At 59.3% G+C, this 23,600-nt stretch carries 32 protein-coding genes; 13 read left to right on the top strand and 19 right to left on the bottom strand.

All coding sequences use genetic code 11. The annotated features are described in order from the left end of the window. The first annotated feature begins 11 nt into the window (after positions 1 to 11). From C1J05_RS02020 to C1J05_RS02005, 4 genes are read left to right on the top strand one after another with little or no spacing between them, the layout of a single operon-like run. Positions 12 to 473 carry a DUF3429 domain-containing protein gene (locus C1J05_RS02020; protein ID WP_205389032.1) on the top strand — a complete coding sequence of 154 codons (462 nt, stop codon included), beginning with the start codon at positions 12 to 14 and terminating at the stop codon, positions 471 to 473. Further along, positions 470 to 1,063 carry a class I SAM-dependent methyltransferase gene (locus C1J05_RS02015; protein WP_114868802.1) on the top strand — a complete coding sequence of 198 codons (594 nt, stop codon included), beginning with the start codon at positions 470 to 472 and terminating at the stop codon, positions 1,061 to 1,063. The genes C1J05_RS02020 and C1J05_RS02015 overlap by 4 nt, the downstream gene beginning before the upstream one ends. Further along, the gene (gene rnhA, locus C1J05_RS02010; protein WP_114868801.1) at positions 1,056 to 1,529 is read left to right on the top strand and encodes a ribonuclease HI; all 474 of its coding nucleotides are present in this window, start codon (positions 1,056 to 1,058) and stop codon (positions 1,527 to 1,529) included. Before C1J05_RS02015 ends, rnhA begins: the two co-directional genes overlap by 8 nt. Further along, the gene (locus C1J05_RS02005; RefSeq protein WP_114868800.1) at positions 1,526 to 2,149 is read left to right on the top strand and encodes a trimeric intracellular cation channel family protein; all 624 of its coding nucleotides are present in this window, start codon (positions 1,526 to 1,528) and stop codon (positions 2,147 to 2,149) included. The genes rnhA and C1J05_RS02005 overlap by 4 nt, the downstream gene beginning before the upstream one ends. Positions 2,150 to 2,203: 54 nt before the next feature. On the opposite strand, the gene C1J05_RS02000 is transcribed toward C1J05_RS02005, so the two are convergent. The 6 genes from C1J05_RS02000 to def (C1J05_RS01975) are packed head-to-tail and all read right to left on the bottom strand — an operon-like array spanning position 2,204 to position 5,151. Continuing rightward, the gene (locus C1J05_RS02000) at positions 2,204 to 2,440 is read right to left on the bottom strand and encodes a GlsB/YeaQ/YmgE family stress response membrane protein (RefSeq protein WP_114868799.1); all 237 of its coding nucleotides are present in this window, start codon (positions 2,438 to 2,440) and stop codon (positions 2,204 to 2,206) included. A gap of 5 nt (positions 2,441 to 2,445) precedes the next feature. Then, complete coding sequence (locus C1J05_RS01995; protein WP_114868798.1) at positions 2,446 to 2,682, bottom strand: hypothetical protein; 237 nt, start codon at positions 2,680 to 2,682, stop codon at positions 2,446 to 2,448. 1 nt (position 2,683) lies between these two features. After that, positions 2,684 to 3,598: a methionyl-tRNA formyltransferase gene (fmt, locus tag C1J05_RS01990; protein WP_114868797.1), complete on the bottom strand. Its 915-nt coding sequence runs from the start codon at positions 3,596 to 3,598 to the stop codon at positions 2,684 to 2,686. Positions 3,599 to 3,639: 41 nt separating this feature from the next. Continuing rightward, on the bottom strand, positions 3,640 to 4,134 hold the full coding sequence (def, locus tag C1J05_RS01985) for a peptide deformylase (RefSeq protein WP_114868796.1): 495 nt from the start codon (positions 4,132 to 4,134) through the stop codon (positions 3,640 to 3,642). Beyond that, positions 4,131 to 4,628 carry a peptide deformylase gene (gene def, locus C1J05_RS01980; protein WP_114868795.1) on the bottom strand — a complete coding sequence of 166 codons (498 nt, stop codon included), beginning with the start codon at positions 4,626 to 4,628 and terminating at the stop codon, positions 4,131 to 4,133. Before def (C1J05_RS01980) ends, def (C1J05_RS01985) begins: the two co-directional genes overlap by 4 nt. Before the next feature lie 4 nt (positions 4,629 to 4,632). Continuing rightward, complete coding sequence (def, locus tag C1J05_RS01975; RefSeq protein ID WP_114868794.1) at positions 4,633 to 5,151, bottom strand: peptide deformylase; 519 nt, start codon at positions 5,149 to 5,151, stop codon at positions 4,633 to 4,635. A 96-nt stretch (positions 5,152 to 5,247) separates the two neighbouring features. On the opposite strand from def (C1J05_RS01975), the gene C1J05_RS01970 reads away from it, so the two are divergent. Continuing rightward, positions 5,248 to 6,420, top strand: a complete 1,173-nt coding sequence (locus C1J05_RS01970) for a MalY/PatB family protein (RefSeq protein ID WP_114868793.1) — start codon at positions 5,248 to 5,250, stop codon at positions 6,418 to 6,420. A gap of 13 nt (positions 6,421 to 6,433) precedes the next feature. On the opposite strand, the gene C1J05_RS01965 is transcribed toward C1J05_RS01970, so the two are convergent. Continuing rightward, the gene (locus C1J05_RS01965) at positions 6,434 to 6,784 is read right to left on the bottom strand and encodes a hypothetical protein (RefSeq protein WP_114872052.1); all 351 of its coding nucleotides are present in this window, start codon (positions 6,782 to 6,784) and stop codon (positions 6,434 to 6,436) included. Positions 6,785 to 7,002: 218 nt separating this feature from the next. Between C1J05_RS01965 and C1J05_RS01960 the strand changes: the two genes are divergently transcribed. After that, entirely contained in the window at positions 7,003 to 7,983 is a 981-nt protein-coding gene (locus C1J05_RS01960) for a glutathione S-transferase family protein (RefSeq protein WP_114868792.1), read from the top strand. On the opposite strand, the gene C1J05_RS01955 is transcribed toward C1J05_RS01960, so the two are convergent. Further along, complete coding sequence (locus tag C1J05_RS01955; protein ID WP_114868791.1) at positions 7,984 to 8,346, bottom strand: response regulator transcription factor; 363 nt, start codon at positions 8,344 to 8,346, stop codon at positions 7,984 to 7,986. It abuts the gene before it with no gap. 214 nt (positions 8,347 to 8,560) lie between these two features. Between C1J05_RS01955 and cbiB the strand changes: the two genes are divergently transcribed. Both cbiB and C1J05_RS01945 read left to right on the top strand, forming a co-directional pair. Then, positions 8,561 to 9,469, top strand: a complete 909-nt coding sequence (gene cbiB, locus C1J05_RS01950; RefSeq protein WP_114868790.1) for an adenosylcobinamide-phosphate synthase CbiB — start codon at positions 8,561 to 8,563, stop codon at positions 9,467 to 9,469. Between the two features lie 46 nt (positions 9,470 to 9,515). Next, a complete protein-coding gene (locus C1J05_RS01945; RefSeq protein ID WP_114868789.1) occupies positions 9,516 to 10,691 on the top strand; it encodes a lytic murein transglycosylase in 1,176 nt (391 codons plus the stop codon). A 9-nt stretch (positions 10,692 to 10,700) separates the two neighbouring features. On the opposite strand, the gene C1J05_RS01940 is transcribed toward C1J05_RS01945, so the two are convergent. Both C1J05_RS01940 and smc read right to left on the bottom strand, forming a co-directional pair. Beyond that, positions 10,701 to 11,060 (bottom strand): hypothetical protein, encoded by a 360-nt coding sequence (locus C1J05_RS01940; RefSeq protein WP_114868788.1) that lies wholly within the window; start codon positions 11,058 to 11,060, stop codon positions 10,701 to 10,703. A 56-nt stretch (positions 11,061 to 11,116) separates the two neighbouring features. Further along, entirely contained in the window at positions 11,117 to 14,572 is a 3,456-nt protein-coding gene (gene smc / locus C1J05_RS01935) for a chromosome segregation protein SMC (protein ID WP_114868787.1), read from the bottom strand. A 226-nt stretch (positions 14,573 to 14,798) separates the two neighbouring features. Between smc and C1J05_RS01930 the strand changes: the two genes are divergently transcribed. After that, complete coding sequence (locus C1J05_RS01930) at positions 14,799 to 15,425, top strand: HupE/UreJ family protein (RefSeq protein WP_114868786.1); 627 nt, start codon at positions 14,799 to 14,801, stop codon at positions 15,423 to 15,425. A gap of 37 nt (positions 15,426 to 15,462) precedes the next feature. Here the strand turns inward: C1J05_RS01930 and C1J05_RS01925 are convergent, their stop codons facing one another. Then, positions 15,463 to 15,873: a hypothetical protein gene (locus tag C1J05_RS01925; protein WP_114868785.1), complete on the bottom strand. Its 411-nt coding sequence runs from the start codon at positions 15,871 to 15,873 to the stop codon at positions 15,463 to 15,465. 118 nt (positions 15,874 to 15,991) lie between these two features. Here C1J05_RS01925 and C1J05_RS01920 point away from each other — a divergent pair, with 118 nt between their 5' ends. Next, positions 15,992 to 16,768 carry a FadR/GntR family transcriptional regulator gene (locus C1J05_RS01920; protein WP_114872051.1) on the top strand — a complete coding sequence of 259 codons (777 nt, stop codon included), beginning with the start codon at positions 15,992 to 15,994 and terminating at the stop codon, positions 16,766 to 16,768. 107 nt (positions 16,769 to 16,875) lie between these two features. Here C1J05_RS01920 and C1J05_RS01915 read toward each other — a convergent pair whose 3' ends face one another. The 5 genes from C1J05_RS01915 to C1J05_RS01895 form a co-directional block, all read right to left on the bottom strand. Next, the gene (locus tag C1J05_RS01915; RefSeq protein ID WP_114868784.1) at positions 16,876 to 17,436 is read right to left on the bottom strand and encodes a F0F1 ATP synthase subunit B; all 561 of its coding nucleotides are present in this window, start codon (positions 17,434 to 17,436) and stop codon (positions 16,876 to 16,878) included. A gap of 5 nt (positions 17,437 to 17,441) precedes the next feature. After that, a complete protein-coding gene (locus C1J05_RS01910; protein ID WP_114868783.1) occupies positions 17,442 to 18,014 on the bottom strand; it encodes a F0F1 ATP synthase subunit B' in 573 nt (190 codons plus the stop codon). An 86-nt stretch (positions 18,015 to 18,100) separates the two neighbouring features. Further along, positions 18,101 to 18,337, bottom strand: coding sequence for a F0F1 ATP synthase subunit C (locus C1J05_RS01905; protein WP_114868782.1), 237 nt, complete (start codon positions 18,335 to 18,337; stop codon positions 18,101 to 18,103). Between the two features lie 67 nt (positions 18,338 to 18,404). Continuing rightward, positions 18,405 to 19,112: a F0F1 ATP synthase subunit A gene (locus C1J05_RS01900; RefSeq protein WP_114872050.1), complete on the bottom strand. Its 708-nt coding sequence runs from the start codon at positions 19,110 to 19,112 to the stop codon at positions 18,405 to 18,407. A 51-nt stretch (positions 19,113 to 19,163) separates the two neighbouring features. Next, positions 19,164 to 19,466: an AtpZ/AtpI family protein gene (locus tag C1J05_RS01895; protein WP_114868781.1), complete on the bottom strand. Its 303-nt coding sequence runs from the start codon at positions 19,464 to 19,466 to the stop codon at positions 19,164 to 19,166. A 259-nt stretch (positions 19,467 to 19,725) separates the two neighbouring features. Here C1J05_RS01895 and C1J05_RS01890 point away from each other — a divergent pair, with 259 nt between their 5' ends. Then, positions 19,726 to 20,064, top strand: a complete 339-nt coding sequence (locus tag C1J05_RS01890; RefSeq protein ID WP_114868780.1) for an ArsR/SmtB family transcription factor — start codon at positions 19,726 to 19,728, stop codon at positions 20,062 to 20,064. Here the strand turns inward: C1J05_RS01890 and C1J05_RS01885 are convergent. The 3 genes from C1J05_RS01885 to C1J05_RS01875 all read right to left on the bottom strand — a co-directional run bounded on the left by C1J05_RS01885 (position 20,061) and on the right by C1J05_RS01875 (position 22,330). Continuing rightward, entirely contained in the window at positions 20,061 to 20,474 is a 414-nt protein-coding gene (locus C1J05_RS01885) for a universal stress protein (protein ID WP_162797884.1), read from the bottom strand. The two genes, C1J05_RS01890 and C1J05_RS01885, sit on opposite strands and share 4 nt — an antisense overlap. Before the next feature lie 102 nt (positions 20,475 to 20,576). Beyond that, positions 20,577 to 21,464 (bottom strand): DMT family transporter, encoded by an 888-nt coding sequence (locus tag C1J05_RS01880; RefSeq protein ID WP_114868778.1) that lies wholly within the window; start codon positions 21,462 to 21,464, stop codon positions 20,577 to 20,579. Then, the gene (locus C1J05_RS01875) at positions 21,452 to 22,330 is read right to left on the bottom strand and encodes a LysR family transcriptional regulator (RefSeq protein WP_114868777.1); all 879 of its coding nucleotides are present in this window, start codon (positions 22,328 to 22,330) and stop codon (positions 21,452 to 21,454) included. The genes C1J05_RS01880 and C1J05_RS01875 overlap by 13 nt, the downstream gene beginning before the upstream one ends. 120 nt (positions 22,331 to 22,450) lie before the next feature. Here C1J05_RS01875 and C1J05_RS01870 point away from each other — a divergent pair, with 120 nt between their 5' ends. Then, on the top strand, positions 22,451 to 23,032 hold the full coding sequence (locus C1J05_RS01870; protein ID WP_114868776.1) for an FMN-dependent NADH-azoreductase: 582 nt from the start codon (positions 22,451 to 22,453) through the stop codon (positions 23,030 to 23,032). A 39-nt stretch (positions 23,033 to 23,071) separates the two neighbouring features. After that, a complete protein-coding gene (locus C1J05_RS01865; RefSeq protein WP_114868775.1) occupies positions 23,072 to 23,566 on the top strand; it encodes a hypothetical protein in 495 nt (164 codons plus the stop codon). The last annotated feature ends 34 nt before the right edge of the window (positions 23,567 to 23,600 follow it).

Raw genomic sequence — 23,600 nt, 5'->3', positions numbered from 1 at the left:
CACAGCCCGTTATGTCGCTGGTAAAACACATCCCTGCTGCGCCGCTTTATCTGGGTCTGGCAGGGCTTTTGCCGTTTGTCTGGGGTGCCGTCACCTATCTGCACGGGTCACTGGCCGACTGGACGGTTCAGGCGATCGGCCCGCGCTTTGTCGGCCCCTATGTCGGGCTGGCCTATGGCACTGTTATTCTCAGCTTCATGTCCGGTGTCCTGTGGGGCTTTGCCACGCGCGCATCGGGGCCGCAGGCCGCAACGGGCTATACGCTGTCGGTCATTCCGGCTCTCTGGGCGTTCTTCATGGTGGGGGGCGGGCCTGTCGCGGCGGGCATGAACCTGATGTTCGGATTTCTGGGGCTGCTGGTGCTTGATTTCGCCTTTTACCGCTGGGGTTTGACGCCAGTGTGGTGGATGCGCTTGCGTCTATTGCTGACCGCGGTGGTTGTCGCCTGTCTGAGTGTGGGAGTTTTTTTGTGAACGATCACGAAACCGTTCGGGTTTACGATACGCAGGCACAGGATTATGCGCGCATGACAGATCGCGACAATGCCACCGATCCGCGCCTGACAGCTTTTATCGCGAAACTGCCCAAAGGCGGCAGGGTGCTGGATCTGGGCTGTGGTCCCGGGGCGGCGGCGGCAGTGATGGCGCAGGCCGGATTGCAGGTGGATGCCACAGATGCGTCCGCGGAAATGGTCGCGATGGCGGCGCGCCAAAAGGGTGTCACGGCCTGGCAAGCCACGTTCCACGACCTGGACGCGCAAGATACATATGACGGTCTGTGGGCAAACTTTTCCCTGCTGCACGCCCCGCGCGCCGATATGCCGGTGCATCTGGATCAGATCGTTAAGGCACTTGTTCCCGGCGGGCAGTTTCATCTGGGGCTCAAGCTGGGCACCGGATCGGCGCGTGACAAGCTGGGGCGCCTTTACACCTATTACACGCAGGATGATCTGAACGCACTTTTGCAGACCGCAGGGTTCACCATCACCGAAGTCACGCTGGGGCGAGGAAAAGGGCTGGACGGCAGCCTGTCAGACTGGATATCTCTGGCCGCTCATGCCTGACGTGATTGCATATACAGACGGGGCCTGTTCGGGCAATCCCGGCCCTGGCGGCTGGGGTGTTCTGCTGCGCGCGATGCGCGACGGCAAGATCGTGAAGGAAAAAGAACTGTCCGGCGGAGAAGCCCTGACCACCAACAACCGGATGGAATTGCTGGCGGCAATCCATGCGCTTGAAACCCTTGATCGCGGCATACCCGTCACGATCGTCACCGACAGCACCTATGTCAAAAATGGTGTCACCGGTTGGATACACGGGTGGAAACGCAACGGCTGGAAAACCGCCGCCAAAAAGCCGGTAAAGAACGCCGAGCTGTGGCAACGGCTGGACGCGGCACAGGCGCGTCACGATGTGACATGGGAATGGGTCAAAGGCCACGCCGGCCACGCCGAAAACGAACGTGCCGACGCCCTTGCACGGGCCGGAATGGCACCGTTCAAACCAGCTGCGTCTGGCAAATCCACATGATCCTTCTGTCGCTTCTTGATTACGGATCGGTGCTTGTCTTCGCGCTGACCGGTGCTTTGGTCGCCAGCCGTGCGCAGCTTGATCTTGTCGGCTTTGCCTTTATCGCCTGCCTGACCGCTTTGGGCGGGGGCACCGTGAGGGATGTTCTGCTTAATCGCGATCCAGTGTTCTGGATCGGTCAGCCCGCTTATATCCTTCTGGCGGCAGCCGCCTCTGTGCTGGTGTTCTTTACCGCCCACCGCGTCGAAAGCCGCTATAACCTTTTGCTGTGGCTTGACAGTTTCGCACTGGCCATTGCTGTAGCTGCGGGAACCGGTGTCGCGCTGGCGTTGTCACAACCCCCGATTATCGTGATCATCATGGGTATTTCCACCGGGTGCTTCGGGGGTCTGTTGCGGGATGTGGTCTGCAACGAAGTGCCGCTTGTCCTTAGGCAGGGCGAACTCTATGTCACCGCCGCCTTCGCTGGCGCTGCTTCGGCGCTTCTTGTCCAGACACAAACAGATAACGCGCTGGCCGCTCTGGGGATATGTGCCGGTGTCACATGGGCTTTGCGCGCAGGGTCTCTTGCCTTTGGCTGGAAAATGCCGGTGTACAAAAGCCGCCCGCCGGCAAACTGATACTGCCGTCTCTTTTTGCCTCAAATACGGGCGGCGCCACGCTTGCCGCGCACGCTACTTGCGAAAGAACCTCTGCCAGCCCCACACCAGCAACAGCGCGCCCAGTACGGCCCCGACAAATCCTGCCATTGCACCCATCACGCTTAGCAATGCATGCAGAACCAGGCCCCCGATCAGCGCCCCGGCCATACCGATCACCACCGTGGTGATGATATCCGCTTCGACCTTCATCAACCGCGTCGCCAGAAAACCGGCGGCAGCACCAACGATGATCAACCAGATAATTGGCATACTCTCTATTTCCTCCAATGGGTCGGCACGATGACCAGCGCGCCGATGGACGACACGATCGCATTCACTCCGGGGCTGGAAAACCCGAACCCGAACATCAGGCGTACGAAATAGAACAGGAACGCGCCCCCAATGCAGATGATGATGGATTGCACGATGCCATTATGGGTAAAGCCTGATTTTTCCGACAGATAGCCAACAAGCCCGGCGATCACCACAGTACCCATAAGTGTCGGGAACATTTCAAACCTCCGATAGGCGGGTTCCCTTGGGCACCTGCCAGCCACGCAATAAATCTTCTGCATCCTGCGCCGCTTTGCCCGCCCGTTGCAAGCTCAGCAGTTGCACAGCCCCGGTCGCGCAGGCCACCCGCAACCTGTCGTCCAGCACTTCGCCCGGCGCGCCCTGCCCCTCTGCCAGACGCGATGTCAGAACCTTGACGCGTTCGCCGTTTATTTCACACCATGCGCCGGGAAACGGTGACAGGCCGCGAATATGGCGATCCACCATGCTGGCCGGCCGGTTCCAGTCCAGCCGCGCTTCGGCCTTGTCGATTTTCGCGGCATAGGTCACGCACTCGGCCGGTTGGGGCACAGGCGTGAGATCGGAAAGTTGATCCAGCGCGCGGATGATCAGGGCAGCGCCCATATGCGACAGGCGGTCATGCAAGGTGCCGGTCGTGTCATCCGCGCCAATAACGGTGCTTTCGCGCATCAACACCGGCCCGGTATCAAGGCCCGTTTCCATCTGCATGATGCACACGCCGGTTTCCCTGTCCCCGGCCATAATCGCACGGTGGATCGGTGCCGCGCCGCGCCATCGCGGCAACAGAGACGCGTGGATGTTCAGACAACCAAACCGGGGGGCGTTCAGCACCGGTTCCGGCAGGATCAGGCCATACGCGACAACGACAGCAACATCGGCATTCAGGGCGGCAAATTCTGCCTGCGCTTCGGCAGTTTTCAGGGACACCGGGTGGCGCACCGGCAGACCCGTTTTTTCGGCACAGACCTGCACCGGGCTGGGTCTGGTTTTCTTGCCGCGCCCTGCGGGGCGGGGCGGCTGGCAGTAGACCGCCGCAATGTCATGTCCGGCGTCAACCAGCGCCTGCAGGACAGGCACGGAAAATTCGGGCGTTCCCATAAAGACGATGCGCATTGCGGTTTGTTCCCTTCGGACTGGCCGGTATCCGGCTTTGCCTAACCCAGTTTTCGGGCGCGGCGCAAAAGCATGTCGCGCTTGACCTTGGACAGGTGATCAAAAAACATCTTGCCGTTCAGGTGGTCGATCTGGTGCTGCACCGACGTGGCCCACAGCCCGACATAATCGTCTTCCACAACCGTGCCTGTGTGATCCATGTAGCGCACCGTCACGGCACGCGGGCGTTTGATCCTGGCCCAGACACCTTTCAGGTTCGGGCTGCCTTCGTCATGTTCGCGCAATTCAACCGATGCATGCAGCACTTCAGGGTTGGCCATGCGCACCACGCGGCCCCGTTCGTTTGACGCATCAACCACAGCCAGGCGCAGCGACTCGCCGATCTGCGGCGCGGCCAGCCCGACACCAGGCACCGACTCCATCGTATTGATCATGTCCTGCCATATGGCTTTTATGTCATCCGTGATCGCCTCGACCGGTGCGGCCACCTTGCGCAGTCTTTTGTCTGGCCAGGGGATACAGCGCCGGATGCTCATTGCTGCGCCTGATAGGCCGCTTCAAGCGACGTGGGTGTCTCGCTGTCCAGATGGTCTAGCGTCACGATCCCGTCAAGATGATCCATTTCATGTTGCACACAGACTGCGGCAAACCCCTGAAACCCCTGAACCACGCGTGCACCTTCCGGTGTGATCCACTGCACCAGTACCGTGGCGGGGCGCTGCACCTCTGCCGTGATACCCGGCAGCGACAGGCAACCTTCGGTGTTGATTGCGGTTTCCTCGCCCAGTTCCAGAATGACCGGATTGATCATCACCAGAGGATCGGGTTTTCCGTCTTTCCAACCCGCATCCATCACGAACATGCGGTGCAGTTGCCCGACCTGTGGCGCTGCAAGGCCACGACCGGGGGCGGCATACATGGTGTCCAGCATATCACGTGCCAAATCCTGCACAGCGGCCACATCCCGAACGGGCGCGCAAATCTGCGCCAATATCGCGTCGGGCCATTTCAGGATTGGTAAAACGGCCACCGGATCAGGCCCGCGCCAGTTCGCGTTTCAGTTTTTGCATGCGGCGGGTGATCATCTGGCGTTTCAGCGGGCCCAGATAGTCAATGAACAGCTTGCCATCCAGATGATCAATCTCGTGCTGGACACAGGTGGCCCACAACCCGTTAAAGCCCTGTTGCTGCGCGTTGCCATCGCGATCGATCCACGCCACTTCAACCTCGGTGGGGCGGGTCACATCGGCGAATTGATCCGGGATCGACAAACAGCCTTCTTCATAGGTGTTCTGTTCATCAGACACGGCCACTACATGCGGGTTGAACATGACCAGCGGCTTGGGCGCGGCATTTTCGCCCTTTTCGCAATCCAGCACGATCAGCCTGTCAAGCACGCCAACCTGCGGCGCGGCAAGGCCAATACCCGGCGCCTTGTACATCGTTTCAAGCAGATCGTCAGCCAACTGGCGCAGCGGATCACTTAGGTCTGTTACCGGCTCACACAGCTTTTTCAGGCGCGGATCGGGGTGGATCAGGATGTTTCGTTTCATGCTTATGATTTAGGGCACCAACGGGTGCGGTGCAACGCCCCCTTGCAGCCGATTTATTTCCGGTTAGCGTGCGCGGACACTATCAGGAGACAGTACATGGATTTCAACACGCCTATCGACCGTCGCGGCACAAACAGCAGCAAATGGGACCTTATGGAGCGCCTTTGCGGCGTTTCCCCCGATGACGGTCTGGCGATGTGGACCGCTGATTCTGATTTTGCGACGGCGCCGTGTGTCATTGATGCCGTACACGCAGCGGCGGATCATGGTAATTTCGGCTATGTCTACGAATATCCAAAATATTTTGAAGCGATCCAGTGGTGGATGGAAACGCGCCACAACTGGAAGATCGACACAGACTGGATTCTGACCGCGCAAGGGTTGGGCAATGCGATTGCCCTGTGTCTGGATGTCTGGAGCGAACCGGGCGACGGGGCGGTGATCTTTACGCCTGTTTATCACGAGTTTGCCATCAAGATTAACAAGACCGGCCGCAGGGTTGTGGAATGCCCGCTGGCGCGGGACGGTGACACCTATGTTCTGGATCTGGAAGACGCCCAAAAACGTTTGGACGGATCCGAGAAGATCCTGATCTGGTGTTCGCCGCAAAACCCGTCTGGCCGGGTCTGGACAGCAGATGAATTGCGCGCTGTCGCAGACTTTGCCGCGCGCAACGATCTGCTGCTGGTTTCGGACGAAATCCATCACGATCTGGTCTATTCCGGCAATAAATTCGTGCCGATGGATGTGGCCGCCCCGGATCACCGTGGCCGCGCGGTATACCTTACGGCGGCGTCCAAGACGTTTAACATCGCCGGTCAGCGCACCGGCAACATGATCATCCCCGATCCCGACCTGCGCGCGGCCATGAAACAGCGCCTGAACATGCTGGATTACAAACCCGGCTCTCTGGGCATGCGGATGATCGAAGCAGCCTATTCACCCGAAGGCGGCAAATGGGTGGATGCCCAGATCGAGCATCTGGAGGGCAACAGGAAAGTATTCGATGCCGCGATCAAGGCGATTCCCGGCCTTTGGTCTATGCCGCTTCAGGCAACCTATCTGGCGTGGGTTGATTTTTCCGGTACCGGGATGAGCTTTGACGAAATAGCGTCGCGCATCCGTGATGACGCAAAAATCGCTGTGTCCGCCGGCCCGAGTTTTGGCACTGGCGGCGAATTGTTCCAGCGGTTCAATCTGGCAACGCAACGCGCAACCGTCGAAGACGCGTGCGCACGGATGCAGCGCGCGTTTTCAGACCTTCAGTAAACGGGCCTTATCGTCACGCGTTGGGCAATAGCGCCACAGGCGCCCCCGGATCGCGGTAGAAATCGACCGGCGCGCTGTCGGACGCCGCTGTATTGCGCTTGAATTCAAAAATCAGCTCGCCGTTTTCTTCTTCTGACGCGATGATCAGGCACTGATACAGGTGGTTGGCCCCGTCATAAAGATCGACAAACCCGCGCAAATGCGGCGCGTCTTCGGCGGCCAAGGAAAATCCTGTGCCCCACAACCGCAGCACCGGATAAGGCATCCCATCGGCAAACAGCCGTAACCGTGATGATTTTCTTAGACTGGCAAGGCGGGCGGCATCCAGCCCGTCCTGAACTTCTTTCGGCAAAAACGTTGTCATACTCATACATCCCCTTAAGGCATTTCAGCTTCGCCAAACTGCTACGTAAAGCAAGTAAATTTTTGGCAACAATTACTAACAGTTTTCGTGACAATCCTGCGCATGTGACCGGATAATGATGCGAATGTGCATTTGTGCAGGCCCGTTGCGCGCCCGCTCGGGTAGATTCACAAGGCGTTCCGCCATAGGTATCCAACCATCCAAAAGGGAGCGGAAGAATGGGTCTTTTGATCGAAGGTGTCTGGCACGACACATGGTATGATACCAAGAAATCGGGCGGCGCATTCGAACGGTCGGCGGCGGGATTCAGAAACTGGACTACACCTGACGGGACGCCCGGCCCGACCGGAAAAGGCGGATTTGCCGCGCAAAGTGGGCGCTACCACCTTTATGTCAGCTATGCCTGCCCATGGGCACACCGGACCCTGATCTTTCGACAGCTCAAGGGGCTGAACAATCACATTTCGGTTTCAGCAGTGCATCCTGACATGCTGTCAGATGGTTGGACGTTTGAGACAGATAAAGATGGTGCCACGGGCGACACATTGTATGGCCTGCCCTTCGCGCGCGACATCTACACCAAGGCCGATCCTGAATATTCCGGCCGCGTGACGGTTCCGATTTTGTGGGATACCAAGCGGGAAACCATCGTATCGAACGAAAGCTCGGAAATCATTCGCATGTTCAATTCGGCGTTTGATGACATCACCGGAAACGATGATGATTACTGGCCGGTGCATCTGCGTGACGCCATTGCGCCGGTGAATGCCCGGATTTACGACACTTTGAACAATGGCGTTTACAAGTGCGGTTTCGCGACGACCCAGTCCGCCTATGATGCGGCCGTGGGCCCGCTTTTTGAAACACTGGACTGGCTTGAGCAGCGTTTGCGCACCCACCGCTATCTGATGGGCGACGATTTGACAGAAGCAGACTGGCGGTTGTTCACCACCCTGATCCGTTTTGATCCCGTCTATCATCTGCATTTCAAATGCAACCGCAACCGCATCGTAGATTATCCGGCACTGTGGGCCTATGTGCGGGAATTGTACCAGTGGCCGGACGTCAGAAAGACGGTAAACTTTGCCCACATTGTGCGGCATTACCATTACAGCCACGACAGCATTAACCCGCACCGCATCATCCCGATCAATCCGGTTCTGGATTATGACGCACCGCATGGGCGCGACGCGATGTGATTACCGCGCGGCGGCGTAGTGTTCGATCATTGCCGCCAGATCTTCGGGTGGTGTGCTGCTTTGCACAAAGGCGCAGGCGTTCGGGCTGTGGGCAAAGATCGATCCGTCGGAAAAAAAGCTGGTATTCGTCACAAAGATCACCCGCGCTTTGGGGCGGCGGTAACTTGCAAAATCCGACACGGCAAGCGCACTGCCCTGTTCCAGCACAAGGTCCAGAACGATCACGTCGAAGTCCCGCGAATAGAGGCTGGCAATCGCGTCTTCCTGACTGGTGGCACGGCTGACAATCGCGCCCTGACGCTCCAGATGGCGCTGCCAAAGCGCGCCCAGATGATCCTGACTTTCAACGATTAGAACATTCATTTTTCCCCCAAGGAGCCCACCACACCACTGATCAATTGGAACTGCCTCTCGGTGTGAGTTGAATTTCCTAACAAATCGTTAACGCATTCGTTCGCATTTGACTTATCCACAGAAACCACTTGTAAGGGCGGCGTGAATCCGCTTCAACGCGCGGAAAACCGGCAATTTACCGCACAACTTTCAGGGGCACGCGCAGCATGGATCGGGTTATTCAGTGAGCAGCGCCTTTCTTCTTTTTGCCGCGTTATTGCTGGATGCCGTTTTGGGTGAACCGCGCTGGCTTTGGGATCGGGTACCGCATCCGGCGGTGGTAATGGGCCGGATTATCGGGTGGTGCGATACAAGGCTGAACACCGGCCAATTGCGCAGGTTAAGGGGCATTGGCGTGGTTGCGGCCCTATCGATTGGCGCGCTGGCGCTTGGCGAAACACTGGCCGCATTTGGCCCGCTGGCTGAAATTGTCGTGGTTGCGATCCTTCTGGCGCAACGCTCTTTAAGTGATCATGTCGGCGCGGTCGCAGATGCTTTGCGCCTGTCCACCGGGGACGGGCGGTTGATGGTGGCGCGCATCGTCAGCCGTGACACAGGCACTATGTCGGACAGCGATGTGGCACGCGCCGCGATAGAAAGCGCGGCGGAAAACCTTTCCGACGGTGTAATCGCGCCGGCCTTCTGGTTTCTTGTTGGCGGCTTGCCCGGCCTGATCCTTTACAAGATCGTGAACACTGCGGACAGCATGATCGGTTATCGCACGGACCGCCACGCGGATTTCGGATGGGCTGCGGCCCGTTTCGATGATCTGTTGAACCTGATCCCGGCCCGTCTGACGGCGGCAACAATCGCGCTTTTGTCGGGCCAACTGGCGCATTGGAGTGGGATCGCATCCGACGCACGCCGCCACAAATCTCCCAACGCAGGCTGGCCCGAGGCGGCAATGGCCCGCGCGTTGGATATCGCACTTGCAGGCCCGCGATCCTATCATGGGCAAAAGATCGAATTTGCCTATGTGAATCCGACCGGGCGCAAGACGCTGACGCACAACGACATAGATGCCGCCGTGACCGTGTTGTGGAAAACATGGGGCATGATCCTTGCCGCGTGCTTTGTAATCACCCTGATCTGACCTACAGTCCTGTCAGGTAAATTCATTCCAGGACCGGATTTTGTTCATGCGTATTCTCACCTACTTCTTTGCCCTTTGCCTTTTGGTTTCCCCCGCGCCCGCGCGCGCCGAATGCGGCGGCGATTTCAATGCGTTTGTGTCCGATCTGAAGACCGAAGCCGTCGCAAAAGGACATGACCCCGCCAGTGTTGACAGGTTTTTTGCCGGCGTCAGGAAGGATCCTGCCGTTCTGAAGGCGGACCGGTCGCAAGGGGTTTTCCAGCGCCCGTTTCTTGATTTTTCCTGCCGCCTGATTTCGCAGAACCGCATTGATAACGGGCAGCGCAACGCCCGGAAATACGATGCGGTGTTTGACCGGATGGAGGCGGAATACGGTGTGCCGCGCGGTGTATTGCTGGCGTTCTGGGCGTTTGAAACGGATTTCGGAGCGGTTCAGGGCGATTTCAACACGCTGAACGCACTTGTTACTCTGTCCCATGATTGCCGCCGTCCGGCATTGTTCCGCCCGCAGATTTTTGCCGCACTTGAACTGTTCGAAGCCGGCGATTTTGATCCGGTACGCACCACAGGCGCATGGGCGGGCGAGATCGGGATGGTTCAGATGCTGCCCCGCGACATTATCGAAAACGGGGTGGACGGTGACGGGGATGGTAAGGTCATGTTGAAAACATCGGCACCCGATGCGCTGCTGTCCGGCGCGAAAATGCTGCAATCGCTGGGCTGGCAGGCTGGCCAGCCGTGGTTGCAGGAAATACGCCTTCCACAGGGATTTGCGCTGGAAACCACCGGAACGGATAAAACCCGCACCGTCGGCGACTGGAAAACAATGGGTGTCACTGCGCGATCCGGAACGCTGGCGGCAGATGATCTTCGGGCCTCGGTTCTGTTGCCACAGGGCGCGGGCGGGCCGGCGTTTCTGGCCTATCCCAATTTCAACGCCTATTTCGAATGGAACCAAAGCTTTGTCTATGTGCTGACAGCGGCCTATTTCGCGACCCGGTTGGAAGGCGCTGACAGATACGATGCCGGCCAGCCGGCCAACGGTCTGGACGGGGCGCAGATGAAACAGTTGCAAACCCGGTTGCAGGCCCTGGGCCATGATGTTGGCAAGGTTGATGGCATTCTGGGCGCAAAAACCCGCGCCGCGGTGCAGGCCGAACAGATGCGTCTGGGGCTGCCGGCGGATGCGTGGCCCACACCGGCCCTGCTAAACGCGCTGTAACGGGACCGGTCAGGGCCGGATCGGGAACCGTTCGCCTTTCTGCGTGATCATCACCATGTTGGCACCGCTGCGCACATAAAGATCACATCGAGAAAATCCGTTTTTGTAATCAATGCAAACCGCGCCATCATCACGCACCGAAAACGTGCCAAAGGCACTGCCTCCGTCGTTTGCATAGGTATAGGAATAGGCGCCGCCAACCGAAAACTTGGACTGGCCGTCGTCATAGAAGACAACGGTACGGCCTGTGACGTATTGTGATGCCTCGGCGCTGTTCAAGGCGACATCACTGTCCCGCAAGGGCCAGTCCTGCGCTGATGCGCCCAGAGTCGATGCAAGGACCGCAAGAAGTGGATAGGTGATTTTCATACCGACCAGACTAGGCGATCCTGCGGCGCTGTCCTGTCACATTCCGGTGACTGCGCTCAGGCCACCAGGCTTTCGGCCTTTTTCAGATCGACAGACACAAGCTGCGATACACCCTGTTCCGCCATTGTGACACCGAACAGGCGGTCCATCCTGCTCATCGTGACGGCATGGTGCGTGATGATCAGAAAACGCGTTTCGGTACGGCGGGTCATTTCATCCAGCAGGTCGCACAGACGGGTCACGTTGGCATCATCCAGCGGCGCGTCGACCTCGTCCAGCACACAGATTGGCGCGGGATTGGCCAGAAACACGCCAAAGATCAGCGCGGTGGCCGTCAATGTCTGCTCTCCGCCCGACAGCAGGCTGAGTGTGCTCAGTTTCTTGCCCGGAGGCTGGCACATGATTTCCAAACCGGCTTCCAGCGGGTCATCGCTTTCGACCATGACCAGATTGGCCTCGCCTCCGCCAAACAGATGGGTGAACAACATCGAAAAATTCGAATTCACCTGCTCGAATGCAGTCAGCAGGCGTTCGCGCCCTTCGCGGTTCAGGCTGGCAATCCCGCTGCGCAGGGTCTTGATCGCCTCTTCCAGATCGCTTTTTTCATTGACCAGAGTATCGTGTTCTTCCTGAACATCCTTGGCATCTTCTTCGGCCCGCAGGTTGACCGCCCCCAAAGCATCGCGCTGGCGTTTCAGTCGGTTTACGTCAGCTTCGATCGCTTCGGCACCCGGCATTTTTTCCGGGTCGGTCTTCAGTTGCTCCAGCAGTTGCGCTGGCGTGCAGTTCTGATCTTCGCTGATCCGCGCCGTTGCGGTGGCGACGATTTCAAGCGCGGCATCGCTGCGCGCTTCGGACCGTGCGCGTTGTTCGCGCGCTTCTCCGGCGCGGCGCTCTGCCTCGCGCTCCGCGTTGACCGCGTCGCGGGTGGCAGTTTCTGCTTCGGCCAGCGCATCGGCGGCGGTGTTGCGCCGTGTTTCAGCAGTTGCGATCGCGGTGTTCAATTCCGCGCGTTGGGCAGCGATTTCATCCGGCGCGGCGCTGGCCTTGGCCAGTTCTTCTTCGGTGGCTGTCTTGCGGTCCGCCAGTTCCTGTATCCGCTTTTCCGCCGTTTCCAGCCGGTGACGCCAGCCGCTGATTTCCTTGGTCACATCCTGTGACCGTTTCAGGCGGGCATCGCCTTCGCGGCGCAGTTCGTCATGGGCCGAGCGGCGCGACATCATGGTGATACGGGCCGCTTCGACTGTCATCTTGATGTCTTCGGCATCGGCGCGGGCCTGTTCCAGATCGCCCAGTTCGGCAAGCGCGCGTTCCGCCTCGATCATCTGGGCGCGCGCGTTCATTGCTTCTTCTTCGTGGCGCGACACGGCCAGACCAAGGGATTCCAGACGCCCCTGTGCCAGATTGCGGTCCGCCTCGGCGCGACTGAGGGCGCGGTTGGCATCAGCCACCGCGGTATCCGCGGCGCGGCGCGCATCGCGGGCCGCCTGATCGGCGCGCGCCTGCTCTGCCAGCAGGCTGGTCAGGGTGTCATGGGCCGCGCGGGCTCCTTCGGCGCGGGCTGAGGCGCGTTCAAGTTCCTGCTTCAGTTCTTCCAGCCGGTTCAACTGCTGCAAGCGCAATGCCGCCGCACTCGGGGCATCTTCGGCCCAGGCGCGGAACCCGTCCCAACGCCACAGATCGCCTTCGGGCGACACAAGCCTTTGGCCCGGGTTCAGCAACGGCTGAAGCCGTGGGCCGTCATCAGAATCCACCAGACCGATCTGGCCCATCCGGCGCGCTAGAACATCGGGCACCGAAACGTGTTGCGTCAGCGGCGTTACGCCCTTGGGCAGCGGCTGTTCACGGTCATATCGCGGCAGCACGGCCCAGCCTGACGGCCCGTCTTCTTCGACTTCGGGGGCACGCAGATCATCGGCCAGCGCGGCACCCAGTGCCTTTTCAAACCCCTGTTGCACCTGCAACCGGTCCAGTATCTGCCCGCCCTCTGCGGTATCGCGTTCGACCAGCTTGGCCAATGCGCCCACTTCGGCGCGCAGGGCGTTCATTTCACCTTCGGCCTGTGATCGTTCGGCGCGGGCGTCGGCCTCGCGGGTCTGGGTCTGGGCGCGGGACGCTTCTGTCTTGGTCAGATGATCGTCTGCCTGTTGCGCCGCCTTGGTTGCGCTGGCTTCCGCTGCTTGAGCGGCTGTGAAATCTTCACCGGCCTTGTCCAGCGCGCTTTGCGATGCCGCAACCGCCGCACGCGCGGCTTCTGCGTCGCTTTCCGCTTTGGTCTGGGTTTTCCGGCTGTCTTCCAGAACACGTTGCGCCGAATGGTGGCGCGCAGACAGACGGGCCACGTCTTCGGTCAATTGTGACAGGTCGGCCTCGCGGGCCTGCAACACCGATCCGGCCTCGCGTGCGGCGGTTTCGGCCTCTGTCAGGCGGTCTTCGTGGCCTTCGCTGGCTTTTTTCAGTTCGCCCGCTTCCCATTCAAGCCGTTCGATCGTTTCGCCGGCGTCGCGGTTCAGCCCCGCTTCGCGCGTCATGTCATGGGTCAGTTGTTCGATGCGCGATTGCAGGGTTTCAATCGTCTGGCGAGCGCGGTTTTCCTGATCGCTCAGCGTGTCTCGCTGAACCATGAGGCGTTGCAAGACTGCGGCTGCGATGGCTTCTTCCTCGCGCAGGCCTGGCAATGTCTCTTCGGCGCTGGCGCGCAGCTTGGCGGCCTGACGTGCCGCGATTTCGGCAGCCGATGCTGCTGCAGTACGATCGCGCAATTCGCCCTGCGCGTGCAGGCGGGCTTCGTCTGCCTCTTTCCAACGACGGTACAGCAACATGCCTTCCGCGCGGCGCAGTTCCTCGCCGATCTCGCGGTAGCGGGCGGCCTGTTTGGCTTGCCGTGCCAGTTGGGCAAGCTGTGCGGCCAGTTGCTCGATCACATCGTCCACGCGCGCCAGATTTGTTTCAGCGCCGTTCAGCTTCAGTTCCGCCTCGTGGCGGCGCTGGTAAAGCCCCGAAATACCAGCGGCCTCTTCCAGAATGCGGCGGCGGTTTTTTGGTTTTGCGTTGATCAGTTCGGCAATTTTGCCCTGTCCGACCAGCGCCGGCGAATGTGCCCCGGTGGAGGCATCGGCAAACAGCATCTGTACGTCGCGCGCGCGCACATCCTTGGCTCCGGCCTTGAACGCGCTGCCCACGTCGCGGGTGATGCGGCGCACGATTTCCAGCGTGTCGCTGTCATTGAACCCTGCAGGCGCCAGTCGATCCGAATTGTCGATCTGAAGGCTGACCTCGGCAAAATTGCGCGCGGGGCGGGACGCAGCACCGGCAAAAATCACATCTTCCATGCCGCTGCCGCGCATCGATGTGGGGCGGTTTTCACCCATCACCCAGCGCAGCGCCTCAAGCAGATTGGATTTACCGCAGCCGTTCGGACCGACAACACCAGTCAGTCCGTCCGAGATGATCAGGTCGGTCGGGTCCACAAAGCTTTTGAAGCCGGTCAGTCTGAGTTTGGAAAACCGCAACGGGCCCTCGTGTTGTTGATTCCGAACGTCTTGCAGGGTGACGGTGCATTACCCCGCATGTCAACGCTTCTGCTACTTTATGTGGGGATAATTTTCGACTTATCCACAATATATCGCCTGTTTCGGTCCATTCAGCGCCGATTATCCCGATTATGCGAAATTTATCGGGCGTTGACATCCGGACCGGACAGGCGTGACATCGCAGCATGATACCGGAAGGAACCCGATGAAACGTTTTATGCTTGCCGCCCCGTTCTTTGTTGCCAGCCCCGCGCTGGCCCACCACCCACTGGCCGGTTTGCCGATGGAGACGTTTTCGCACGGTATCCGGTCAGGCATCGGGCATCCGGTGCTGGGGTTTGATCATCTGTTTTTCGTAGTGGCGATGGGGATCATGGCGCATCTGTCCGGTCACCGGTTCAAAGCACCTTTGTTCTATATAGCGGCCATGCTGGCGGGCTGTAGCGCTGCATATGCCGGGCTGAACCTACCCTTGCAAGAAGCGATGATTGCGCTGTCGCTGATCGTTCTGGGCGGCCTGATCGCACGCAACCGGACTGGCGGGCGCGGCGCTGTCCTAATGGCGTTTGCCGGGTTCGGGCTGTTCCACGGGGCGGCTTTTGGTGCCAGCATTGCAGCGCAGGAAGGCGGCGCAGGCGCGGCTGTTCTGATCGGGTATCTGACCGGTTTGGGCGTGGTGCAATATCTGATTGCGGTCGGCGCCGGATTGGCGGCACGGCAGGCCAGCACGCTGCAAACCCAGCTTGCCGGTGCTATGGTTGCCGGTGTCGGCGTGTTTTTGTGTCTGGAACAGATCGAAGGCCCGCTGATCGCCCTGATGAGCGCCGGATAAGGCGGCCTATCCTGTCCGCGCCTTGTGCACTTTCATGTCAGACAGGATCACAGTCATAGTCTTCATAAACACTGTCGGGCAGATCGAATTGCCCGCGATCCGTGCGGATACATTCAAACGCGCCTGTGGTGCGGGGAGCAACCAGATTGCCGGAACCCAAATTGCGACAGTCCAGCAATCCGGTGGTCAGCGCCTGATCGCCGCGCACCTCTTTGACACGGCAACCGCTGACGGCAGCCATGGCGTGGGCGGCGCGGTTTCGGATCACACCCAGCCGCGGGGCGTATTGCGGATTGACCCGCAGCGCTTCGGCCAGTTCACCGCGTACACGCACATCAAACACGCTGTCAGCCACACTGACCCGTGTTGCAGGCAAATCGCGAAAACGCGGGCCCGGCGTGTTGCAGGCGGCAAGCATCAGCGAAACAACAAGGCAAACGCGCTTCATTGCGCCATCCTGTCTGCGCAATGGTTAACAACGCGTTAGCCTAGCGCGCTCTGTGGTGAAAGCCATTGATGAAACCGTTCATTGGTCATATGATTTGACCAATCGGAAAGCGAAACACATGCCTTTCAAAAAAGTCCAACCGGAAAAACTGTCGACATCCGTCGTCAGGCAAATCGAAAAGCTGATCTTGCGCGGTATCCTGCGTGCGGGCGAACGGCTGCCGGCAGAACGCGAACTGGCCGAGCGTTTGGGCGTATCGCGCCCGTCCTTGCGGGACGCTGTGTCTGAACTGCAGGATCGTGGATTGCTGACCAGCCGCGCCGGTTCGGGTATCTTTGTGGCTGATGTGCTGGGGTCGGCCTTTTCACCGGCCCTGACCAGCCTGTTTGCCACACATGACGAGGCAGTGTTTGACTATATCGCGTTCCGGCGCGATCTGGAATCGCTGGCGGCGATGCGGGCCGCGCGCCTGGCATCCGATACCGATCTGGCCGTGGTTCAGGCGATTTTTGACAAGATGGTCGCGGCCCACAGCAAAAAGGAGTCCGAAGACGAAGCGCGTCTGGATGCGCAATTCCATATGTCGATCATCGAAGCGAGCCATAATGTCGTCATGCTGCATATGATGCGGTCAATGTACGAACTGCTTAAGGGTGGCGTCTTTTACAACCGGCAGGTCATGTTCGCTCAGCGCACCACGCGCGACATGTTGCTGGACCAGCACCGGGCGATCAACGACGCGCTTCAGTTTCGCGATCCGGATGCTGCGCGCGCCGCCGTCGAAGCGCATCTGAATTTTGTCGAGGCGGCGTTGAATGACCAGCGCAAGGCCCAGGAACACGAAAAGATCGCGCAGCAGCGGCTGGAACATGAAACCGGTCAGGTTCAATCCTGAACCACTTTTCTGACCGGTCGCACCGTCATCAAACACGTGACCGCGACAGCAAAAAACCCGGCCATTTCCGACCGGGTCTTTCTTTTCTTGTCCGTGCGTTTGACTGATCAGTGCAGCTTTGCTTCGACTTCGGCGATGGCGGCATCAATCAATGCATTGCCTTCTGCGGCTGTCATCTGCTTTGCAATCACGTCGCGGGCTGCGGCCACGGCCACAACAACCGCCTGATCGCGCACATCCCGGATCGCTGCGGTTTTTGCAGACTCGATCTGATCTTCGGCTGCTGCAAGACGCCGCGTGATGGACTTGGCAAGATCCGCCTTGGCCTGTTCGGCTGCAACGTTCGCTTCTTCCTTGGCGGCCGAAACGATACGGCTTGCCTGTTCCTGCACTTCTTTCTGCTTGCGTTCATAGCTGGCAAGCAATGTCTGTGCCTCTTCGCGCAGCGAACGCGCCTCTTCCAGTTCCGACTCGATACCGGTGGCCCGCTTGTCGAGCATTCCGGCAATCAGCGAAGGCACCTTGAAGTAGTAGAGAACCGCGAAGAACAGGATAAACGCGATCAGAACGATAAAGTTGGTGTTCTTGAGCGAAAAGAACGGACCGGACGCCGCCATAACAGGTGAGGCCGCCGCAAAGGTCATCAGGATGGCAAGTGTATGTCTCATCTGCTTTATCCCTTCAGCCGTGCATTGACCGCCGACGTGACGGTGCGCGCATCGGCTTTGCCGCCCATGGCTGCCACGATTTCTTTCGCGGTGTCCTTGGCGACCTCTTTGACGCTATCCATCGCACCGGCGCGGATTTCGGCAATCGCCTTTTCGGACTCGGCAGATTTCGCTGCAATCTCGGCGTCGGCCTTGGCAATTGCCTTGTCCAGATCGGCCTGAATGTCAGCCTTGGCTTCGGCCACGATGCGATGTGCTTCGGTGCGGGCGTCGGCCAGTGCCTGATTATAAGCCTCTTCCGCCTGATGGGCCTTTTGTTTCAGGTCCTCGGCGGCGGCGATGTCGTTCGTGATTGTACCCTGACGTTCAGCCAGAATGGCCGCAATCCGTGGCAGAGCCACGCGCGACAGAATTAGATAGATGACCACCAGCGTGACCAGAAGCCAGAAAATCTGGTTCGGGAAATGACTGAAGTCCAGCTGGGGCATGGCCGGTGCAGCATCAGCAGCCGAATGTGATTCCACACCCAGCGCGTCTGCCAATCCGTCGCCCGAAGCATTTTGCGTTTCGGTTGCCATGTCGTTCTCTCCTGAAGGAACTTGCCGTTACACCGGGCAGACGCATGCAACGTCTGCCCGACCGTAAGGATATGTTACCTTTAGGATCAGACGGCAAACATCAGCAGCAGCGCAACGAGGAACGAAAAGATCCCCAGAGCTTCTGCAAACGCGATGCCGATGAACATTGTGGCAGTCTGACCGGCGGCTGCCGACGGGTTGCGGAACGCACCCGACAGGAAGTTACCAACAACGTTGCCCACACCAAGGGCAGCGCCGCCCATGCCGATACAAGCCAGACCTGCGCCAATGTAGGCACCCATTTGTACGATATCGCCTTCCATGTCTTTTTCTCCTTACGATGGAATTGAATGATTTATTCTGATGCGCAACGATGCTGCGCACCGGTTGTTAGTGATGCGGATGCAGTGCGTCTTTCAGATACACGCAGGTGAGAATTGCGAACACGTAGGCCTGAATGAAAGACACCAGAACCTCGAGCGCATAAATCGCCGTGATCGCCATGATCGACAGCGGTGCGATTGTGGCAATCGCCGCAAAGGCCGCGAACACCTTGATCACCGCGTGGCCGGCCATCATGTTGCCTGCCAGACGAATGGAATGGCTGACCGGACGCACGAAATAGGAAATAACCTCGATCAGCGCCAGAATCGGGCGCAGGGGCAAGGGGGCCGCGCTGACCCAGAACAGGTTCAGGAAACCCGCGCCATTCAGAACAAAACCCAGAACGGTCACGCCCAGGAAAACCGCCACCGCCATCACAGCCGTTACGGCGATGTGGCTGGTCGTGGTGAACGCACCGGGGATCAGGCCCAGAAAGTTCGCGAAGACGATGAACATGAACAGCGTCATCACATAGGGGAAATACTTCAGCCCCTCTTTGCCGCAGATATCCTCGACCATCTTGTGAATGAACCCGTACGCCATTTCCGCTACGGATTGCGTGCGCCCGGGCACGATGGCCCGCTTGGACGTGCCCAGCACCAGAAGGGCAAAGATGGCCAGCACGGCCAGACCCATCCAAAGCGTCACGTTCGTTGGGGTGTACCAATGGATTGCATCACCACCGAACAACGGCTTGACGATGAACTGGTCCATCGGGTGAAAAACAAGACCGCCGCCTTCGCTCTGCGCTTCTTCTGCCACGTGTCAGTCCCTCTTGTCTCTCTCGGCCAGTTCGGCCACTTTCTTATCCTGGATCTCCTGCGCGCTTCGAAGCATCGTCTTTACTCCGGCCGCGAGACCCAACAACGTAAACAGCACCAGAAAAATCGGGAGCGTCCCGAACAGGCTGTCCAGCCCGTATCCGATACCAAAACCGATCCCCAGACCGGCCACCAGTTCAATCACCATGCGCCATGCCAGATGGGCCTGCGAATAGTGTTCATCCGAATGGTGTTTCGGGGTTTCCCCCTGTTTTGCTGCGGCAAGTCTGGCTTCAAGCTGCGCCATTCGCTGCTTTTCGCTGTCGGTGACCACAGGCAAAACCCCCAACGGATCCTTGCCCCGTAGCTAAGCGCAGCCGACACCGGAGTCAACGGCCCTGAACGCAGGCGCTGGACACCTTTAAACCTCTGTTATTGTAAGTATTTTTGAAAAGATGAAACAGGTGGACCTTCTGCCGCAGCCCGCCTTTAAGCCGGTTTCGCCGCCAGGAGCATATTCAACCAAATGGTTGACGATTATATCGCAGCGCGCCTAAGCATCAGACATGACCGATACGCTTGATGCCAGTTTTGCCGCCCTTGCCGATCCGACACGCCGCACCATCCTGACGATGCTGCTTGAGGACGACATGGCCGTCACGGATGTGGCCGAGCCGTTCGAGATGTCACTGGCCGCAATTTCCAAACACCTTGCGATCCTGACGCGCGCGGGTCTGATCGCGCAGGAAAAGCGGGGGCGCGTGAAATGGTGCAAGCTGGAACCGGACGCCCTGCGCGCCGCCAGCGTGTGGATGCAGGGGTTCGGGCAGTTCGAACCGGTCAATCTGGATGCGTTCGAGCGGTTTCTGGAACGCGAACTGGACCAGACCGCCAACGACGGCTAGCGCACGACAAGAACCGCAACCTTGGCAAAGGCCGCCAGCCGCCCGGCATGTGAAGCTGAAATATAGTCCGCCCTTCCCGGCTCGTGGGACGCGACCACGACAAGATCGGCCTTGACCGCATCCACGGCCTTGAGCAGCATAGTGTCAAGTTCGGCGGGAACATCCGGCGTTGTCATATGATGCGCAGCAACGGACAGACCGCTTTTGCGCGCATGGGCGTCGGCCATTTCCTTTAGCTCGTCGGCTGCCTGCTCCGGCGTCGTGGCGCCGGTGGCGACAACGCTTGGTGTTACGCTGACCAGCGTGATACTTGCCCCGTACAAGTTCGCGAGATCGGTTGCCACGTTCAGTGCATTCTCGACCATCGGCTGCATTTGCAGATGAACGGGAACCATGATTTTGTGATACATATCCTCCTCCTGTTTTGCATGCGGCACGATAACCGCGCGCATGCAATCCTAACGCTCAATGCAAAACAGCAAATGCGTTGTGTCAAAACGGACTACGAAAAATCAGTCTTCGCGCAGCAACAGGATCAGGGCAATAATTGTCAGAACGACTCCGCCCAGAACCAGCATCGGCGGCGCGCCGTTGCCCAGCGCGATTTCCCACAGGATGACCCAACTGGGTGTCAGGTACGTATAGGCCATCACCTTGGAGGATGGCAGCCGCAGGCTTGCGAATTGCAACAGAACAAACGTTGCCGCACTGGCAAAAATCGCGATGTAAAACAGGGTGATCCAGACAATCGCCGGCAGGGCCGCCCAATCGGTCGCGCGCAGGTCGGACCAGCCATAGACCAGCAAAATCAGGAACCCTGCCAGCAACATCCCGAAGGTAAAAACCACCGCCGGTTCGCCGCGGTTCAGTTTGCGGATCATCGGTGTGTAGATGGCGTGGGCCATACATCCCCAGAAATAGATCATTTCGCCGGTACCGATGCGAAACGCCAGCAGCGCCTCAAGATCGGCGCGAAAGATCACCCACAACGCGCCCGCACCGCCGATGGCCAGTGCCACCGCCATCCGTGGCGTCAGACGCTGGCGCAAAAGCAGCCAGCCGAACCCAGCAGCCATGACAGGGGTCAGCGTGAAGACCGCAGAGGTGCTGACAGGGGCAGCGGTTTTCAGGCCTTCGAACATCAGGACGAAATATGTGGCGAACAGGCCCCCCAGCACCAGATAGCGCCACGGCGCCGCAAACGCCTTACGCGGCAGTCCCGTGGTCATCAATGCGGCGCCACCGATCACACAGGCGGCAATCGCAAAACGCACCGCATTCAGCGCGGCGGGCGCAATTTCATTGGCCGCCATCGACCCAAGCGAAAACGACCCCGCGACAAGGGCCGAGAAAACCAGCATCGCCAGATGGCCGCGCCTTGTTTGGCTCAACACGCCCATCCTTTGGCCTGTTCCTTCAGATAGGTCAGAAAGCTTTGCACTTTGGTGGTGCGGTGCAGATCGACATGTGTGACCAGCCACAAAGGGGCCGACCAGCTTTCTTCGGGGGGGCAGATTTCGGTTACATCCTGGCATTGTGCGGCCTGCCACAGCGGCAGAAAGCCGATCCCGACACCGGCCATAACCGCCTGTTCCATCGCGCGGGCGTCCGTGCTGCGGAAAATGATATTTTCGGCGGGGGCATGGGCGCGCAGCCATTTGTTGAAGGGCGCGCGCGACGTTTCGTCGTCGTGGCCCACAAAGTAATGGTTTGCGAAATCGGCGACACCCGTTGGCACACCATGACGCGCGACATAGGCGGATGTCGCATAAAGCCCCATGCGCAAGGGCACAAAAGGCTGCACGACATTATCAGGCTGATCCGGTGCCGATCCGGCGCGTATGGCGACATGCGCCTCGCCATATTCAAGGCGGAACAGGCGGTCGCCCGTCAGATACCGGATAACCACATCAGGATTCGCGATCTGAAATTCGCCCAGCGCCGGCGCCAGCAGCGGGGACAGGGACACAAGCGATGTCACGACCAGATCGCCCGACACATCCGCGCCGCGCCCCTTGATCCGCCCGACAAGCTGGCTGAACTGGTCATCGGTGGCCGTGGCCACGCGCAACAGGTCATCCCCGGCTTCGGTGGCCGTATAGCCGCGTGCGTGCCGTTGGAACAGTTTCACGCCCAGCCGCGCCTCAAGTGCGTCGATGTGGCGGATCACAGTCGCGTGGTGCACACCCAGAATATCGGCGGCCCCGCTGACTGTTCCCATACGGGCCACCTGATAGGCGGTTCTGATTTCGTCCCAGTTGTCCATTCGGCGCGCCGCCCTCTGTGCGTGATTTCACATGTGATGTGGATTTTCGCCAATTGTGTTCGTATCTGCAATAGCCAATTTGGCAGGGTACATCCGCAACCCGCGACACAAGGACAGACCATGACCCAAACGATTCTGCATATCGACGCCTCGGCGCGTACTGAAAATTCCATCTCACGCGACCTGACGGCGCAAATCATATCGCGTTTTCCCGACGCCCGCATTCTGCGCCGCGATCTGGCCCAGCCGCTGCCGCTGATTTCAGCGGACTGGATCGGCGCCAATTTCACCCCCGCAAAAGACCGCGATGACGTGCAGCGGGATACGCTGGCTCTGTCCGACACCCTGGTGGGCGAACTGGTCGCCGCCGATGTGATCGTGATCGGCGCGCCGATCTACAACTTTGCAATCCCTGCCGCCCTTAAGGCATGGATCGATCTGATTGCTCGCGCGGGTCTGACATTCGAATACAGCGCGGACGGCCCCAAGGGGTTGCTGCAAGGTAAACGCGCGATTATCGCGGTGGCGTCGGGTGGCACCAAAATGGGGTCCGACATCGACTTTGCCACCGGATACCTGCGCCACGTTCTGGGATTTGTCGGCATTACCGAGGTCGAATTTGTGGCCGCTGACCAGATGGCTCTGTCGCCCGATGCGACACTCAAGGCCGCGCAAGCCTCGGTTCGGGCAATCGCCGCTTAACGGTTTACATACAGCATGGGCAGATTCTAGGGTCTGTCCATGAAGGTCATACGCAACACGCCCGACCACCTGATCCTGAACGATACGCCATGGTTGATCGGGATCATGCTGGCCGGTTTCGTGTTTGTGTTTGTGGCGATCGGGCTTCTTGTGTCCACCGACAACTTGCTTGCAGGGCTTGGCTTTGGCGGAATGGGGGCGTTGCTGGGTGGGGCGTGTTTCGCCGTGTTTGTACGCCGCACTCAGGTTATTCTGAACGCGTCCGACAATAGCCTGAAATTGCAGCGCCAGTCGGTCTTCGGCTATCAAACCGTGACCCATCCGATTGATGATCTGTCCCACGCGATTGTCGAAACCTCTGCACCGTCGCGTACCGGGTCATCCGGCGGGAAAGCACCGTCACGTATCACGCTGGTGTTTCCCGCTGGGATGAGCGCGGGCAATCACCCCGTAACGCAGGTTTACACCAGCGGCGGCGGGGCCGCGCGCGGCGCAGATGCCATCAATACATGGCTTGATGCGCGCCGCGCTTGACTCTGCCACGTTCCCCCGCCTAAAAGCCCGCAAC

The organism is Sulfitobacter sp. JL08 (assembly GCF_003352045.1).
Lineage (GTDB): Bacteria > Pseudomonadota > Alphaproteobacteria > Rhodobacterales > Rhodobacteraceae > JL08.
Note: the sequence above shows the minus strand (reverse complement) of the source record. Positions and strands in the feature narration are given on the sequence as shown.